Source organism: Neptuniibacter sp. QD72_48, assembly GCF_047778065.1.
Taxonomy (GTDB): Bacteria; Pseudomonadota; Gammaproteobacteria; order Pseudomonadales; family Balneatricaceae; genus Neptuniibacter.
Genome location: NZ_CP180547.1, coordinates 3,163,939 through 3,178,308, shown reverse-complemented (window position 1 = coordinate 3,178,308; position 14,370 = coordinate 3,163,939). Strand labels below are relative to the sequence as shown.

9 protein-coding genes, 4 tRNA genes and 1 other RNA gene are annotated in these 14,370 nt (G+C 45.0%); 11 read left to right on the top strand and 3 right to left on the bottom strand.

The window, feature by feature from the left end; genetic code table 11:
- Positions 1–101: 101 nt before the first annotated feature.
- Complete coding sequence (locus tag ACMXYX_RS14500; protein ID WP_415882360.1) at positions 102–836, top strand: glutathione peroxidase; 735 nt, start codon at positions 102–104, stop codon at positions 834–836.
- Between the two features lie 104 nt (positions 837–940).
- Here the strand turns inward: ACMXYX_RS14500 and ACMXYX_RS14495 are convergent, their stop codons facing one another.
- The 3 genes from ACMXYX_RS14495 to ACMXYX_RS14485 all read right to left on the bottom strand — a co-directional run bounded on the left by ACMXYX_RS14495 (position 941) and on the right by ACMXYX_RS14485 (position 5,234).
- Complete coding sequence (locus ACMXYX_RS14495) at positions 941–1,777, bottom strand: S1 RNA-binding domain-containing protein (protein ID WP_415882359.1); 837 nt, start codon at positions 1,775–1,777, stop codon at positions 941–943.
- A gap of 183 nt (positions 1,778–1,960) precedes the next feature.
- Entirely contained in the window at positions 1,961–3,301 is a 1,341-nt protein-coding gene (locus ACMXYX_RS14490) for a DUF1329 domain-containing protein (protein ID WP_415896940.1), read from the bottom strand.
- Positions 3,302–3,329: 28 nt separating this feature from the next.
- A complete protein-coding gene (locus tag ACMXYX_RS14485; RefSeq protein ID WP_415896939.1) occupies positions 3,330–5,234 on the bottom strand; it encodes a DUF1302 domain-containing protein in 1,905 nt (634 codons plus the stop codon).
- A 282-nt stretch (positions 5,235–5,516) separates the two neighbouring features.
- Between ACMXYX_RS14485 and ACMXYX_RS14480 the strand changes: the two genes are divergently transcribed.
- The 10 genes from ACMXYX_RS14480 (at position 5,517) to ACMXYX_RS14435 (ending at position 14,066) form a co-directional block, all read left to right on the top strand.
- A complete protein-coding gene (locus ACMXYX_RS14480) occupies positions 5,517–6,575 on the top strand; it encodes an AraC family transcriptional regulator (protein WP_415906167.1) in 1,059 nt (352 codons plus the stop codon).
- A 207-nt stretch (positions 6,576–6,782) separates the two neighbouring features.
- Positions 6,783–8,561, top strand: coding sequence for an acyl-CoA dehydrogenase (locus tag ACMXYX_RS14475; protein WP_415906166.1), 1,779 nt, complete (start codon positions 6,783–6,785; stop codon positions 8,559–8,561).
- A 40-nt stretch (positions 8,562–8,601) separates the two neighbouring features.
- Positions 8,602–10,251 (top strand): electron transfer flavoprotein-ubiquinone oxidoreductase, encoded by a 1,650-nt coding sequence (locus ACMXYX_RS14470; protein ID WP_415906831.1) that lies wholly within the window; start codon positions 8,602–8,604, stop codon positions 10,249–10,251.
- A 177-nt stretch (positions 10,252–10,428) separates the two neighbouring features.
- Positions 10,429–10,516: transfer RNA gene (locus tag ACMXYX_RS14465), tRNA-Ser, on the top strand.
- Positions 10,517–10,533: 17 nt separating this feature from the next.
- Positions 10,534–10,609, top strand: a tRNA-Asn gene (locus ACMXYX_RS14460).
- Positions 10,610–10,620: 11 nt separating this feature from the next.
- Positions 10,621–10,696 (top strand) — tRNA-Lys (locus ACMXYX_RS14455).
- 41 nt (positions 10,697–10,737) lie between these two features.
- Positions 10,738–10,813 (top strand) — tRNA-Lys (locus tag ACMXYX_RS14450).
- A gap of 38 nt (positions 10,814–10,851) precedes the next feature.
- Positions 10,852–10,976: non-coding RNA, RtT sRNA (locus ACMXYX_RS14445), on the top strand.
- A gap of 255 nt (positions 10,977–11,231) precedes the next feature.
- Positions 11,232–12,164, top strand: coding sequence for a diguanylate cyclase (locus ACMXYX_RS14440; protein ID WP_415896936.1), 933 nt, complete (start codon positions 11,232–11,234; stop codon positions 12,162–12,164).
- A 264-nt stretch (positions 12,165–12,428) separates the two neighbouring features.
- Positions 12,429–14,066: a sensor domain-containing diguanylate cyclase gene (locus ACMXYX_RS14435; protein ID WP_415906165.1), complete on the top strand. Its 1,638-nt coding sequence runs from the start codon at positions 12,429–12,431 to the stop codon at positions 14,064–14,066.
- Positions 14,067–14,370 lie beyond the last annotated feature (304 nt).

The following is a 14,370-nucleotide window of genomic DNA, read 5'->3' as shown; positions in this document are numbered from 1 at the left end:
GGTTGGTTAGTTTTGTTTAATTATTTTTATTCAACGTTTTTGCCTATATTAACTCTAACGAAACGCAAGTCATCCAGACGCGACACATAGAGGAATAAGTCATGCTACAGAATAGCGAAGGTAAGAATATCCCAGCAGTTACTTTTCACACTCGTCAGGGTAATGAGTGGGTTGATGTAACGACTGCAGAGCTTTTCAAAGGTAAGAACGTAATCGTATTCGCACTACCAGGTGCATTTACACCAACATGTTCTAGCACGCATTTACCTCGCTACAATGAACTTGCACCGGTTTTCGCTGCAAATGGTATTGATGACATCATCTGTCTATCAGTAAACGATACATTTGTAATGAATGCTTGGGCTGAAGATCAGCATGCGGACAACATCACTTTTATCCCAGACGGTAATGGTGAGTTCAGCGAAGCGATGGATATGTTGGTAGATAAAGATAACCTAGGTTTTGGTAAACGTTCATGGCGTTACTCCATGCTAGTGAAAGATGGCGTGATCGATAAGATGTTTATCGAGGCTGATCTTCCAGGCGACCCGTTTGAAGTATCTGATGCTGATACCATGCTGGATTACATCAATCCAAAAGCGGAACAGCCGAAACGCGTAACAGTATTGAGCAAGCCGGGTTGCCCACATTGCACACGTGCTAAGAAAGCGCTATCTGACAACGGTTACAAATACGAAGCGATTGAGCTAGGTAGCCACGGGGTAAGTTTCAGCTCCCTACAAGCTGTTACAGGCCGCGGTACTACACCGCAGATCTTCATCGATGGTGAGTTGATTGGAAGTGCTGATGATCTTGAAGCGTGGTTGAAGGGATAAGCCGACGTTTTTAGAAAGATTAAGGATGAACAGGAGAAACAAAAAAGCCGTAGTAGATCTGCTACGGCTTTTTCATTTCCTCTTATTTTTCAATAAGAAGGTACTTAATCATTTAAACGCAAGCCACCGGGTTCAATGGTGATCTTGCCTTGCTTTAATAGTGCGCCAACCGCCATTTTGAAAGCCTTTTTACTGATGCCAAAGTGTTTGTAGATCACTTCTGGAGAGGACTTGTCGTTGATGGTGATAAAACCTTCCTGCTCATCCATCATATCTAGGATCTGTTGAGCGGTATCAACCACCTTGCTGTATCCCGGCTTTTGCATGGAAAGGTTGATCTTACCGTCAGCGCGTACTTCTTTGATGTAACCTTTAAATTTTTGGCCAGGGTAAACCGTTTTTAATACATCGCTACGGAAGATTAGGCCCCAGTGCTCGTGGTTAACAATCGCTTTTTGGCCTAGGTCAGTACGGTTGGCAATGACCAGCTGTACTTCTTCACCTGCTTTGTAGCTAGCAGGGGTCTTATCCAAAAATTTATCTATCTTGGTGGATGCCACAATACGGTTGGTATTTTTATCCAGATATAGACGCACCAGGTAGCGTTTGCCTACCTCAACAGGGCGGTTCTTCTGCTCGCTGTAAGGCAGTAATACATCTTTGGGAAGGCCCCAATCTAAGAATGCGCCTACATCGTTTATCTCAGATACTGGCAGCATAGCAAACTCATCGACAATGGCTTTCGGAGTTTCCGTGGTCGCGATCAGATAATCGTCGGTATCTAGATAGATAAATACGCGGATGCTGTCGCCGACTTCTAAATCTTCTGGGCAGTAACGTTTAGGTAAAAGTATTTCGCCGAGTTCACCTGCATCCAGATAAACGCCAAAATCTTTCTCTTTGATCACTTCCAGAGTGTTGTATTTGCCGATAGCGGCCATGGGAAAACCTTTCGATAATGAGTAGATGGAGCAGCATCGCTGCTAAGCACAGTATTATCCTAGTCCATCGCGCAATATAAAAGCTCTAAAACGAAAAAAGCCTCCTTAAAAATAAGGAGGCTTTCTGCGTATCAGAATAAGATAGGATTATTCGTTTACGCTACTTGCTTGCATGGACCGGGTTTATTTACCCATGCGGCGGATCGCCTGCGGGGTAAAATCTTTATGTTTAAAGCGTTGGCTAAAGTCGAAGCCATTACCTTCTTCGTTGGTCAAACTACCCACCAGGTAACGACCAGATTGAAGATCATAGAGCGCTTCAGCAGTAAGCCAAGGCACATTTACATCACGGTATTGGAACTGGTGGGATTCACCTACGCGCCATAGCTCGCCACGACCGTCGTAGTGATCGACTACAGCAATCTGCCAGCTATCTTCATCAATGTAGAACGTACGTTTCGCGTAGATATGACGTTCATTATCTTTAAGCGTTGCTTCTACTTTCCACACGCGATGTAGCTCGTAACGTGTTAGTTCTGGATTCATATGGCCAGGTTGAAGGATATCTTCATACTTTAATCCACGATCAGCTAGCTTGAAGCTGTTGTATGGGATGTAAAGTTCCTGTTTACCAACAAGGTTCCACTCATAGCGATCAGGTGCGCCATTGAATAGATCAAGGTTATCGGTCGTACGCTGTCCATCACTCGCAGTGCCCGGTGCATCATAGGCAATTTGAGGCGCGCGACGAACACGACGTTGACCTGCATTGTAAGTCCAAGCCTGACGAGGTTGCGTAATCTGGTTCATAGTTTCATGAACGAGTAATACGTTGCCGGTTAGGCGAGAAGGTGCTTTAACTCGCTGTACAAAGTAGAACAGGATGTTGTCATCTTTGTTAGCGTCAGAACCGCCTTCTAAAGCGCTCGGCCAAGACATCTTTTCGTTAATTTTTACCGCAGTAAAATTACCGTTAGCTTGCACGGGTACCTGCACAAAAGTCCTTTCCAATGCGCCGCCACGATAGCGGGTCATATGGTTCCAGATAACTTCTAAACCGTTCTCGGGGATAGGGAAAGGAATCGCCGTTTCAAAGCCTGATAGGCCGTTGCCGCCATCGGTTAGCTCTGCGCTGGATGCATTCTGTTTTGCAGCGGCATAAACATCTGCTGGTAGTGCGGCTGTTCGGTGGGTTGGGTACACAGGGATAGAGTAACTATCAGCATACTTCTTCAACATCGCCATCTGGCCGGGTGTAAGGTTATCCTTGTACTGATCAGCATTAGCTGCAGTGATTGTGAACAGTGGCTTTTCGCTTGCAAACGGATTGCCGTATCGATCAGAACCACTTTCTAAACCACCGGTCCATGCCGGAATCGTACCCGCTGCATTACCTGCTTTTTCCGCACCGATCGGGGTCAGTTGATTGCCCAATTGAGCTATCTGCTCAGGTGTTGCTGCATAAACGCTTGCCGAGGCAAAAAGAATCGCCGAACTCAGCAGAAGTCTCTTGGTATTGAACATAGTGTATATCTCCATTTATCTGCTGTTCTTAGAAAGAAACGGACGCGCTAATTGATAGGAAATCACGGTCTTCAATAGAGTTAAAATCTCCACCGAAGAAGTCGGTATAAGAAAGCTGAACTTGGTATTTATTTAGGTAATCAGCGGTTAGACTCAGGCCTAAGGTTTTCTCATCTTCATTAAATGCAGCGCCTGGTTGAGGACCATAACCTTCTAAACCGTGCTTGAAACTGATTTGCGGCGTTAGGTTTACACCGGCAAAAGCGTTTGGATAGTTCAAGTTTGCGCGCAGTACGTAACCGTAAGAGTCTTGAGTTACGAAACCATCGGTATCACCAGCGGCATAACCAAATGCACCGTTACGACCGTATTTAAGCGCGTTGGCACTCTCGTCTAAGTTGTGAACGTGGGTCCATGCTAATTCACCCACCATGGTTAAACGGCTAGCGCCGAGTACTTGATCGTAGAATTTTACAAAGCTAGTTTGAACTTGGGTTACATCAAATTCACTATAACCGTAGATTGTACCTCCTTCGCCTGCCTCAGTGACTAATGCGTCAGCAGCAGTATTACCTGAACCCCCAGGAACATGCTGTTGTAAAATTGCTGCTACAAGCAGCGGGCCGTTGATTTGAATCGGTACATCACGTTTGTGGCTAATCTCACCAGACCAAGCAATATCACCAATATTGGTATTAAAGCTTAAACCGATCATCTCGATATCTTCTGGATAGCTGGTGAAATAGGTAGTGTCGACCAATGTACTTATGCCTGCTAACTCAGCAGCAGCTTCAGCTTGTTCTAATGTACCACCGCCACCTAATACAGCAGCTGCAGCTGCATTAGCCGTAGCGGTGAAGGTAGCGGCATCCGTTGCAGTATTCACAGCGCTTGTTACTGGTAAGCGACTATGATATTTCGCAGCGTAGAAGCCAAATTCTGTATTGTTTAGCTCTTCAGCAAAATATCGTAATGAGAAACCAAACTGACCATCGTCATCGGCTTCTCTTCTGCCTTCTTCATCACGATAAATGACAGGGTCGAAGCCAATAGCAGGGCCGGACAGTGATGGGTTGTAATATTGTTGATCGGTTAGAGGGAGAGGGACTCGGATACCATTACAGCCTTCAGCCGCAAAGTCGATATTTGAAAAATAGGTACCGCAACCATCGACAGCAGTAGGTTCCCACTCAATCTGATAGAAGCCTTCAATACTCAAATTATCTGTTAAACCGAAAGATGCAAAAGCCATATTGACAGGAAGAAGGCCTTCTTTTACTTCTGCGCCTGGGCGACGGAAAGCATTAACATCAATTGGGTTGATGGAGTTTAAGCCGCCTTGTACGAAGGTGCTTTCACCCCAGTTAACCACTTGACGACCAATACGTAGATCAAGAGGTTTATCAGCAATATCAAATCCGCCATACCAGTAGGCATCGAGTACTTCGAAACCAGAGAATTTGGAAAAATCATTAAAACCTGAATCTTCTAGATCTGCATCAGGCGAATAAAGGTTAGCTGCATGGCCGTGAGGGCGTGCGCCTCCAGCAAGTTCTGCGTCATACCAATATTTTGCGCGGGCAAATACGCCCATGTTTTCATAACTTAGTTCCAGATCGTGGATGCCTTTTACAATTTGAGAAAAGGTTTTCCCTTTATCAAAGTTCTGGTTACCGTCGTCGTAACTACCTGAGCCAGAACTTAATCCTCCATTGGGGACCGAAATCAGATTTTGGTCTGCGTCATCCATACGCCAGCTCGCTCCCATTGATATCTGAGAGTCAAAGCGACCTTCGATATCACCCAGATTAAATTCAATTGCTTGAGCCTGATTTATGCCTACTGCACTACCAATCAGTAACGGCAGTAGTTGGCGTGTAAACACCGAGGATGGTTTTTTGCTGCGACGCAAAATCCGGTTTTTTGTTGCCATTTCGTTCACCTAGCGTTGTTATTTTTTTAAGGCGCAAATTGTGTTTTCTTTCTAAATTCTGTGCTTCTACTCAGCAGGTTTATAAATCGGGCTCTACAGAGTAGTTACGGAATATTTAACACTATCCATGTTCACTGGCCTAACAAAATCTCTCAATAACAATTGAGGGCAAAGTTATTAACAAAATAGTTCGTTAGCTTGAAATTATTAACATAATAGTTCATGAATAATAAAGGGAAGTGCGTTTCATTAAAAAATAAGAACAAAATAGGTTAGAGAGTTATGGAGCGTAAAATTACCGTACCTGCAGGGTACGTCCGTCACTTATTACAGTTAGTTGAAGAGCAAGGCTTCAGTGTTGAACAGCTGCTGACCCATGTCGGGATCGATCCGGCTGAAATTGGTAACCAAACTGAGTTTCCAGCGGATAAATTTGGCTTGCTCTATCAACGTATCTATTACATCGCGCAAGACGAATATTTCGGAATGTTGAGTGGTGGTAAGGTGCCAAATGGTACCTTCCGCATGATGTGTCATTGCTTGATTCACTGTACAACGCTTGAGAAAGCGATCTACCGTGCCAGTGATTTTCATGAGATCTGTCGCGGCACAAAAGTTAAACCCTATCTGGTACGCAAAGGACGTTTTGCCAAGGTTTCGTTTACCACAACCGACGCGGCGGAAGTCTCTATGGATGAGATTTTACAAGACGAAATACCGGGACGTATCCGTACTTCATTGTCGATGTGGCACCACTTTTTGTGTTGGTTAATCGGTAAGCGTTTGGAATTGAAAGCTGCCTATTTTTCTTTTCCTGAGCCAGATGATGTGGCGCAATACAAAACCCTTTTTCAGTCAGAAGTTAAATTCGATCAGCATGATAATGCCATTGTTTTTCCTGCACGCTATTTGGATTTTCCGATTGTTCAAACGCCTGAAACTTTGCGTAGTTTCTTAAAAACTGCCCCTTATCAGTTGATCGTAATGGTGGATGATGACACCAGTTTGAAGTCCCAAGTAGTGGCTTTGATTGGTAAGGACTTTAGTCAGGATCTGCCAAGTGCTGAGGAAGTTGCGTATCGACTGCATATGTCTGTATCGACACTGCGACGTAGGTTGTTAGAAGAAGATACTTCTTATCAAAAGATCAAAGACGAGTGTCGCAAGTTGGCTGCGCTTAACTATATGAATTCTCCACAGTTATCGATCAATGATGTTGCAGGGTTGATGGGATTTGAAGAACCCTCGGCTTTCTTTAGGTCATTCAAAAAATGGACCGGTATGACCCCTGGAGAATATCGGCGCAGTGATAGCTATTGCCAGCAATTAGCTGACTCTTAATGCTTTAAATTGGCCCTATTTATAGGGCCTTTTTTGTCTTGAGAGCGTTTTTGTTAGTTATTGAGGTGCGAAATGTTATTGCTGGATGTGGGCGCTGGAACGATTATGTTAATAGCATTTCCCAATGTGAATTAACGTCGAGTTATTACAATAAAAAGCCTGAGCCGATCTAAGCGGTAAGCAGGCTAAGACGGAGCAAGTTATACAATGAGCGATTATCGATACCCGTATCAGGATGGTGTTTTTGTCTTGAATGAACTGGTGGGGTTAGAACAGATTTGTCATTCAGCAGGTCTAGAAGAATTTGCTGAAGGTTTGGCTGAAGCGGTTTTAGATGAGGCTTCTAAGCTAGGCACGGAACAGCTTGCTCCTCTAAATGTTGTTGGTGATCAGCAAGGTGCAAAATTAGTTGATAACCAAGTGCAGGAAACGCCCGGTTTTTCTGATGCTTACCAACAGTTTTGTCAGGGTGGCTGGCCATCGCTAGCGGCTAACCCTGAGTTTGGCGGCCAAGGGCTGCCTAATGCACTATCTGTCGCGGTTAACGAAGTGTGGCAGTCCTCTAACTTGGCTTGGGCTTTATGTCCTCTGCTGACTCAGGGCGCGATTGAAGCGCTAGAAACTCATGGTAGCGAACAGCTACAGCAGCACTACCTACCTAAGCTGATCAGCGGTGAATGGACTGGCACCATGAACCTGACAGAACCTGATGCCGGTACTGACTTAGCAGCCCTGAAAACTCGTGCTATACCAGAAGGTGATCACTACCGAATTACTGGCCAGAAGATCTTTATCACCTGGGGCGACCATCAGATGACTGAGAATATCGTTCATCTGGTATTAGCACGCTTGCCTGATGCGCCTGCAGGTGTAAAAGGGATCTCTCTCTTTGTTGTGCCTAAATTTTTGTTGGATGAAAACGGCCAAGTAACTGATCAACGTAACGATGCCTCGGCTGTGGCGCTGGAGCACAAGCTCGGTATCCACGGCAGTCCTACCTGCGTGATGAGCTTTGGTGATAACGGCGGTGCCATTGGTTACTTGGTCGGTGAGGAAAATAATGGTCTTGCTTGCATGTTTACGATGATGAACGATGCGCGCCAAGGCGTAGGCCTGCAAGGTTTAGCTATCTCGGAACGTGCTTATCAACAGGCGTTGGAATATGCCAAAGATCGTGTTCAAGGCACCTTGAGGGATGGTTCTCGCGTTACGATTATGAAGCACCCTGATGTTCGCCGCATGTTGTTGCAGATGAAATCAGGTATTCAAGCTATGCGCGCATTAACTTATGTTGCTCGCGCCGAAAGTGATCTTTGTCAGCATGCTCAAGATAGTGAACAACGCGCTAAACATCAGGCGCGAACTGATCTTCTGACACCGATTGTTAAAGGCTGGGTAACAGAGTTAGCGCAAGAGATGACCTATCTTGCGGTGCAAGTGCACGGCGGTATGGGCTTTATCGAAGAAACAGGCGCTGCACAGCACTACCGCGATGCCCGTATCTTGACGATTTATGAAGGTACTACCGGTATTCAGGCTTTAGACCTGATCGGTCGAAAAACCTTGGTAGATAGTGGTGCTGCACTCACTGATCTACTGAGCGAAATTGCTAGCGATCTTGATCAGATCTCCGAACCTGAACTGCAAGACCTAGTTAGCGCGACCCGTGATGCCCTTACGCATGCAGAAGAAGCTAAAAAATGGGTATTGGAAATTGCGAGTAAAGATCCAGCTGCAGCAGGTGCAGCCAGTGTCAGCTTTATGATGCTACTTGGTTATCTATGTGGTGGTTGGTTATCGGTTAAATCAGCCAGCATTGCCCAAGCTAAGCTAAATGACCCTGAAAGCGATCAGCCATTCTTAGAAAGCAAAATTGTATCGACGCGCTTTTATGTAGAGCAGTTGTTACCTCGTACGTCAGGTCTGTTGAGCGCAGTCATGGCAGGTGGTGATGCGGTGATGCAGCTATCTGAAGAACAGTTTTAAGTAGACGCCATATAGGTGAGAGAGGTGAGTTATGAGTGATATGGCGCGTGAATCAATGGAGTTTGATGTAGTCATTGTTGGAGCAGGTCCTGCTGGATTATCCACAGCCTGCCGTTTGATGCAGCAAGCTCAAGAAGCGGAAAAAGAACTAACGGTTTGTGTGGTGGAGAAAGGTTCTGAAGTTGGAGCGCATATTTTATCGGGCGCAGTCATTGAATCTCGCGCTCTAGATGAGCTGTTTCCTGATTGGAAAGAGCAGGGTGCACCGTTAAATACGCCGGTGACTGAAGATCAAATCTTTATGCTCAAAGATGAGGACAAAGCCACCCAAGTGCCGAACATGCTGGTACCTAAAACTATGCACAACCAAGGTAACTATATTGTTAGCTTGGGTAATCTATGCCGTTGGTTGGCAGAGCAGGCTGAGCAGCTTGGTGTGGAAATCTTCCCTGGCTTTGCTGCAGCTGAAGTTCTTTACCATGAAGATGGCAGTGTAAAAGGGATCGCTACCGGCGATATGGGACTAACTGAGTCTGGTCAGCAGAAAGATAGCTATATGCCGGGTATGGAGCTACATGCTAAATACACGGTGTTCTCAGAAGGCTGTCGCGGGCATTTAGGTAAAGAGCTGATAGAGCGCTTTGATCTGGCAGCAGACGCCGATGCTCAACATTATGGCTTGGGTATAAAAGAGCTGTGGGATATTAATCCTGAGAAGCATAAGCCTGGTTTGGTTGTTCATGGCTCAGGCTGGCCATTGAGTGATGGCGCGAGTGGCGGTTTCTTCCTCTATCACACCGAGGGTAATCAAGTGGTTGTTGGCTTGATTATCGATCTGAACTACTCCAATCCATATTTAAGCCCGTTTGATGAGTTTCAGCGTATGAAACATCATCCAGTTTTAAAACAGTATCTAGAGGGCGGCAAGCGCGTCTCCTATGGTGCTAGGGCGATCACCAAAGGCGGCTTTAATGCCCTACCTAAAATGACCTTCCCGGGTGGCATCATTGCTGGTTGTAATGCCGGTACGCTTAACTTCTCGAAGATTAAGGGTACGCATACGGCAATGAAGTCGGGCATGTTGGCTGCAGAAGCGATTTTCGATGAGTTAACTCTGTCGGGTGAGGGTGGTAAAGAGCTAAGCGGTTATGCGCAGAAGTTTGAATCCTCTTGGTTGTATGACGAATTATTCCGCTCACGTAACTTTGGCCCTGCGATGCATAAGTTTGGTCCGCTGTTAGGTGGAGCCTTTAACTACATCGATCAGAATATCTTTGGCGGAAAAATTCCATTTACGCTGCACGATACTCATGCAGACTATGCTCAGCTGAAGCCTGCTTCTGAGTGCAAAGAGATCAGTTATCCAAAACCGGATGGTGAAATCAGCTTTGATAAGCTCAGTTCTGTGTTCCTCTCAAACACTAACCATGAAGAGGACCAGCCTTGTCACTTGCAGTTACAGGATGAAAGCATTCCTTTAGGCTCAAACCTATCCACCTATGCCGAACCTGCACAGCGATATTGCCCAGCAGGGGTGTATGAAGTGGTTGAGGATGAGCAGGGACAAAGATTCCAAATAAACTCGCAAAATTGTCTACACTGTAAGACCTGCGATATTAAAGATCCGGCCCAAAATATTAAGTGGGTAGTCCCAGAAGGTATGGGCGGACCAAATTATCCAAATATGTAGTTTGTAGAAATCCGGTGAGGCGTGTTTATCCGGTTGTTTTTTAATCGTTTCTGGTTAATCTTTAGTCGAATTTCCAGAAACTGAAAAAACTTTGAAAAATAATCAGTTTTTTTGAAAAAACAGTACGTAATTAGTTGACACAAAAACTCATTACGATAATATACGCGCCGTTCCTGCGGAGGGATGGCTGAGTGGTCGAAAGCACTGGTCTTGAAAACCAGCGGTCCGAGAGGGCCCTAGGGTTCGAATCCCTATCCCTCCGCCATTTACTGGAACAGCAGTTCCCTGATAGCTCAGTTGGTAGAGCAGTAGACTGTTAATCTATTGGTCGCTGGTTCGAGTCCAGCTCAGGGAGCCATCTTAAGAGTTGGGTCGTTAGCTCAGTCGGTAGAGCAGTTGGCTTTTAACCAATTGGTCATAGGTTCGAATCCTATACGACCCACCACTCTTAAACTTCTTTAGCGAAATTCTTTCGCAATCTTATGTGGGTCGTTAGCTCAGTCGGTAGAGCAGTTGGCTTTTAACCAATTGGTCATAGGTTCGAATCCTATACGACCCACCACTTTAAGAATCCAGCTATGAGCTGGTTTTTTTATGCCTGAAAAATACTCGTTGTATAGGATGAGAACCGTTAAAAGGTTCGATTCGGCGGGCGAAGCCCAGAGAAAACAGCGGAGCTTGCGGCGCTGGCCCGCAGGGCATTAGTAATCCTATACGACCCACCACTTTAAGAATCCAGCCATGAGCTGGTTTTTTTATGCCTGAAATTCAGCACGGCTTCGCCGCTTAGGGCGCCACTTCGTGGCTAGAGGACGCAGCTGCGCTGCTAGAGGACGGCTGCGCCTAGAGGTTGCTTTGTTAATCTCTATCATTGGCGATCCTAAATTTACTGAACTATTGATCCAGCTCTGACTCTATTTCTTGAATAACTGCTAAAGTTAGTGAGTGGTTTCTATACAGTTGTTTCTTTAGAGGGTTTTATGTTGCATCCTGACCAGTGGGTAATCGAGGAGAAGGATGATCTGGTGCCATTGGATAAGTGGCAGAAAACAGTGGATGTGATGGCGCGAATCTTTCAAGCGCCTGCGGGCTTTATTGTCCAGTATCGCCCAAAAGGCTATCAGGTAGTGATTGCCAGTGATCAGGAATCGAATCCATACCCTGCTGGGGTAGAGATTACGCCGGATACCAACATTTTTTGTAAAAAAGTCGTGCAGGAAGGGCATGAGCTATATGTTAAAAATGCCCAAACTGATCCTACTTGGGATACCAATCCTGAAGTTGCTGATGATGGTTTTAGTTCCTACCTAGGTTTGCCGGTACAGTGGCCGTCGGGTGAGCCGTTTGGAACCATCTGTGTAATGGATTTTGAATCCACTGATTACCGTTCTGAATACTTAGATCTGGTGAGTGAATTTAGGGATCTAATCGAAGCAGATCTGCGTCTTCTTTCTCAGTATGAAGAGATCTCCAATCTTGCAATGACAGATGAGCTGACTGGGCTCTATAACCGTAGAGGTTTTATGTCTGTCGCAACGCATTATTCGGTGCTTGCTAAGCGCACTGGAATATCTTTAGGCTTGCTCTATTTGGATCTGGATGATCTGAAAGGGATAAATGATCAACAGGGTCATAGCTCTGGCGATCAAGCGCTTAAACACCTTGCAGAAGCTATCCGAGGCGCTATCAGAGAGAACGATATCTCAGCGCGTATGTCTGGTGATGAGTTTGTCGTACTTGCTGCTGCAGAGACTCAGGCTGACTTAGAGAAAATCGCCGAACGTATTAACCAAAATCTTAAGAAAAATAACCTCGGTGTCAGTATTGGTAGTGTGATATTGCAAGGTAATCAGGCTATTGAGTATTGGTTGGAGCAGGCTGATAGTCGGATGTATCAGGATAAAAGTGGCTAGGTATTAGTTGCTAGTTGCTAGGAAAGGACGCCGCTTCGCGGCTAGAGGACGGCTTCGCCTAGAGAAAAAGCGTGAGTAAAGGGTGCTTCTATCTTATTTCGGCAGTTATATTTTCCTCCCTTCTAGCTATATCAGTTTCATAATGCCTGTAAAATAAAGTTTTATTTTATTAGCTTGTTTGTCGTCTTGTGCTCCTTAGCTATTGAGCGTAAAAGTAAATAATACAGTTATACTTATCTTAAAGTTGTTATAGGCCTGTTTCATATGGGTACTGATCCTAAGCCTCTCTCATCAAGCTTGAATGATATCGATGGATCGATTCTCAGTTATATAAATGATCCGGTTTCTATCGTAGATAAGGATTATATCTACCGTGCGGTAAGTCGTGGCTATGAACTTATGTTTCAGCAGCCTGCTTCAGAGATTATAGGCACCCACGTAAGTGACCTTCATGGCCCCGAAGTATTCAACGGTTTTTTGAAGCCTGCATTAGATAGAACACTGGCGGGGGAGTCCTTTGAGTTTCAATTTTCTAGACCTGGCCCAGACGGTAATCTCATTCATATTTATAGCAAGCACTCGGTTTATAGTGGTCCTTTGACGGAAGGCTTGGGTGTGGCAGTTGTGGCCCGAGATATAACTGAGCTAATAAATGCAACGCAAAAACTAGAAGAGGAACGTGTTCTTCTAAAAAAAGAACGAACTCTGCTTAAGAACATAATAAATACGCTACCGGACTTTATCTTCGCCAAAGATGATGAGGGTGTATACCAGGTAGTGAACCGCAGTTTTGAAGAGTTCATTAATAAGCCTTTGAGTGAAATCATAGGCAAAACTGATGCAGACCTTATGTCCAAGGAGTCAGCGGGCTATGTTCGGGGCATAGATGCTCAGGTTTTGAAGACCGGGGAGGCTCACAGGGATGATGAATGGGTTACCTATGAAGATGGTAGGCGTCGATTACTGGATATGCATAAACTGCCGTTAGTAAATGAACGCGGTGAAGTAAATGGGCTGTTGGGCATTGGAACTAACGTTACCTTTGAAAGTCAGGCCGAGCAGAATCGTCAAATAGCTTCGGTATTCTTCGAGGTGACCAATAACCCCTGTTTTATTCTAAATGCTCAGTCTGAAGTTTTAGCAGTAAATTCAGCTGCTCAGAGGGCATTTGATTTAGATGAGAAGCCGAAGGGTTCCGTATTTGATTATTTTTTTGATGCTGCAGGCGGCAAATGCAGCCTTGAAGAGTGCTTAGGAAGTAATCACTATTGGAGCGGGGAGCTCTGTGACAACAAGAATAGTACTTATTTTGCTTCGCTTCATAAGGTTGCTGCCCACTCTAAGCTAGCTGATCGATTTGTCTTGGTTTTTCAAAACCCAGAAGATCATACTCAGGTTGCTCAGGAGTTGCTGACAAAAGCTTATGAGGATCCCCTTACTAAGCTGCCAAATAGAAGGCTATTCTTTTCAAAATTAGAGAGTGCTCTAATTCGCGCTGAGCGTCAGTTGAAAAAGATAGCGGTACTGTATATTGATCTTAATAGCTTCAAGCCTATAAATGATAATTTTGGGCACGAGGTTGGAGATAAGGTCTTAATTGAGTTAGCTGGAATCCTAACCTCTTGTTTAAGAAAAACAGATATCGTTGCTAGGATTGGCGGTGATGAGTTTGCTGCACTGGTCGACACAAACTCATTGGAAGAAGCTAAGCTCATTGTAAGTAAGATTCATCAAACTATAGAAAAATCATTCTCTGTAGAGCAATTACCCAATCATAAAATTAGTGTCAGTATTGGAATCAGTTGTTTTCCAGATGATGCAGGCGCAGCTGAAGAGCTATTACGCATTGCTGACCAAGATATGTATAAAGCGAAACAGAAATATAAGTCTCAATCTGTTTAGGACGCCGCTTCGCGGCTAGAGATCGGCTTCGCTTTTTAGGACGCCGCTACGTGGCTAGAGGACGGCTGCGCCTAGAGAAAGGGATGGTGTTGTTGTAGCTTCTGCTTTGTGCCAAAAGCGGACATACCATGTTGCTTAGAAAGCCACGCTAAGACACAGTTATAGATATAACAGGACGTAAATATTCCTACTCGTACTAGGTCGTTTTTATCGGAGGAAAATGGCAGTGCTATCTAAAAGCTCCTTTAATTCAATCTGCTGTAAGTTATATGGTGTTATCGCCAGCAAGATACGCACGCCGGTT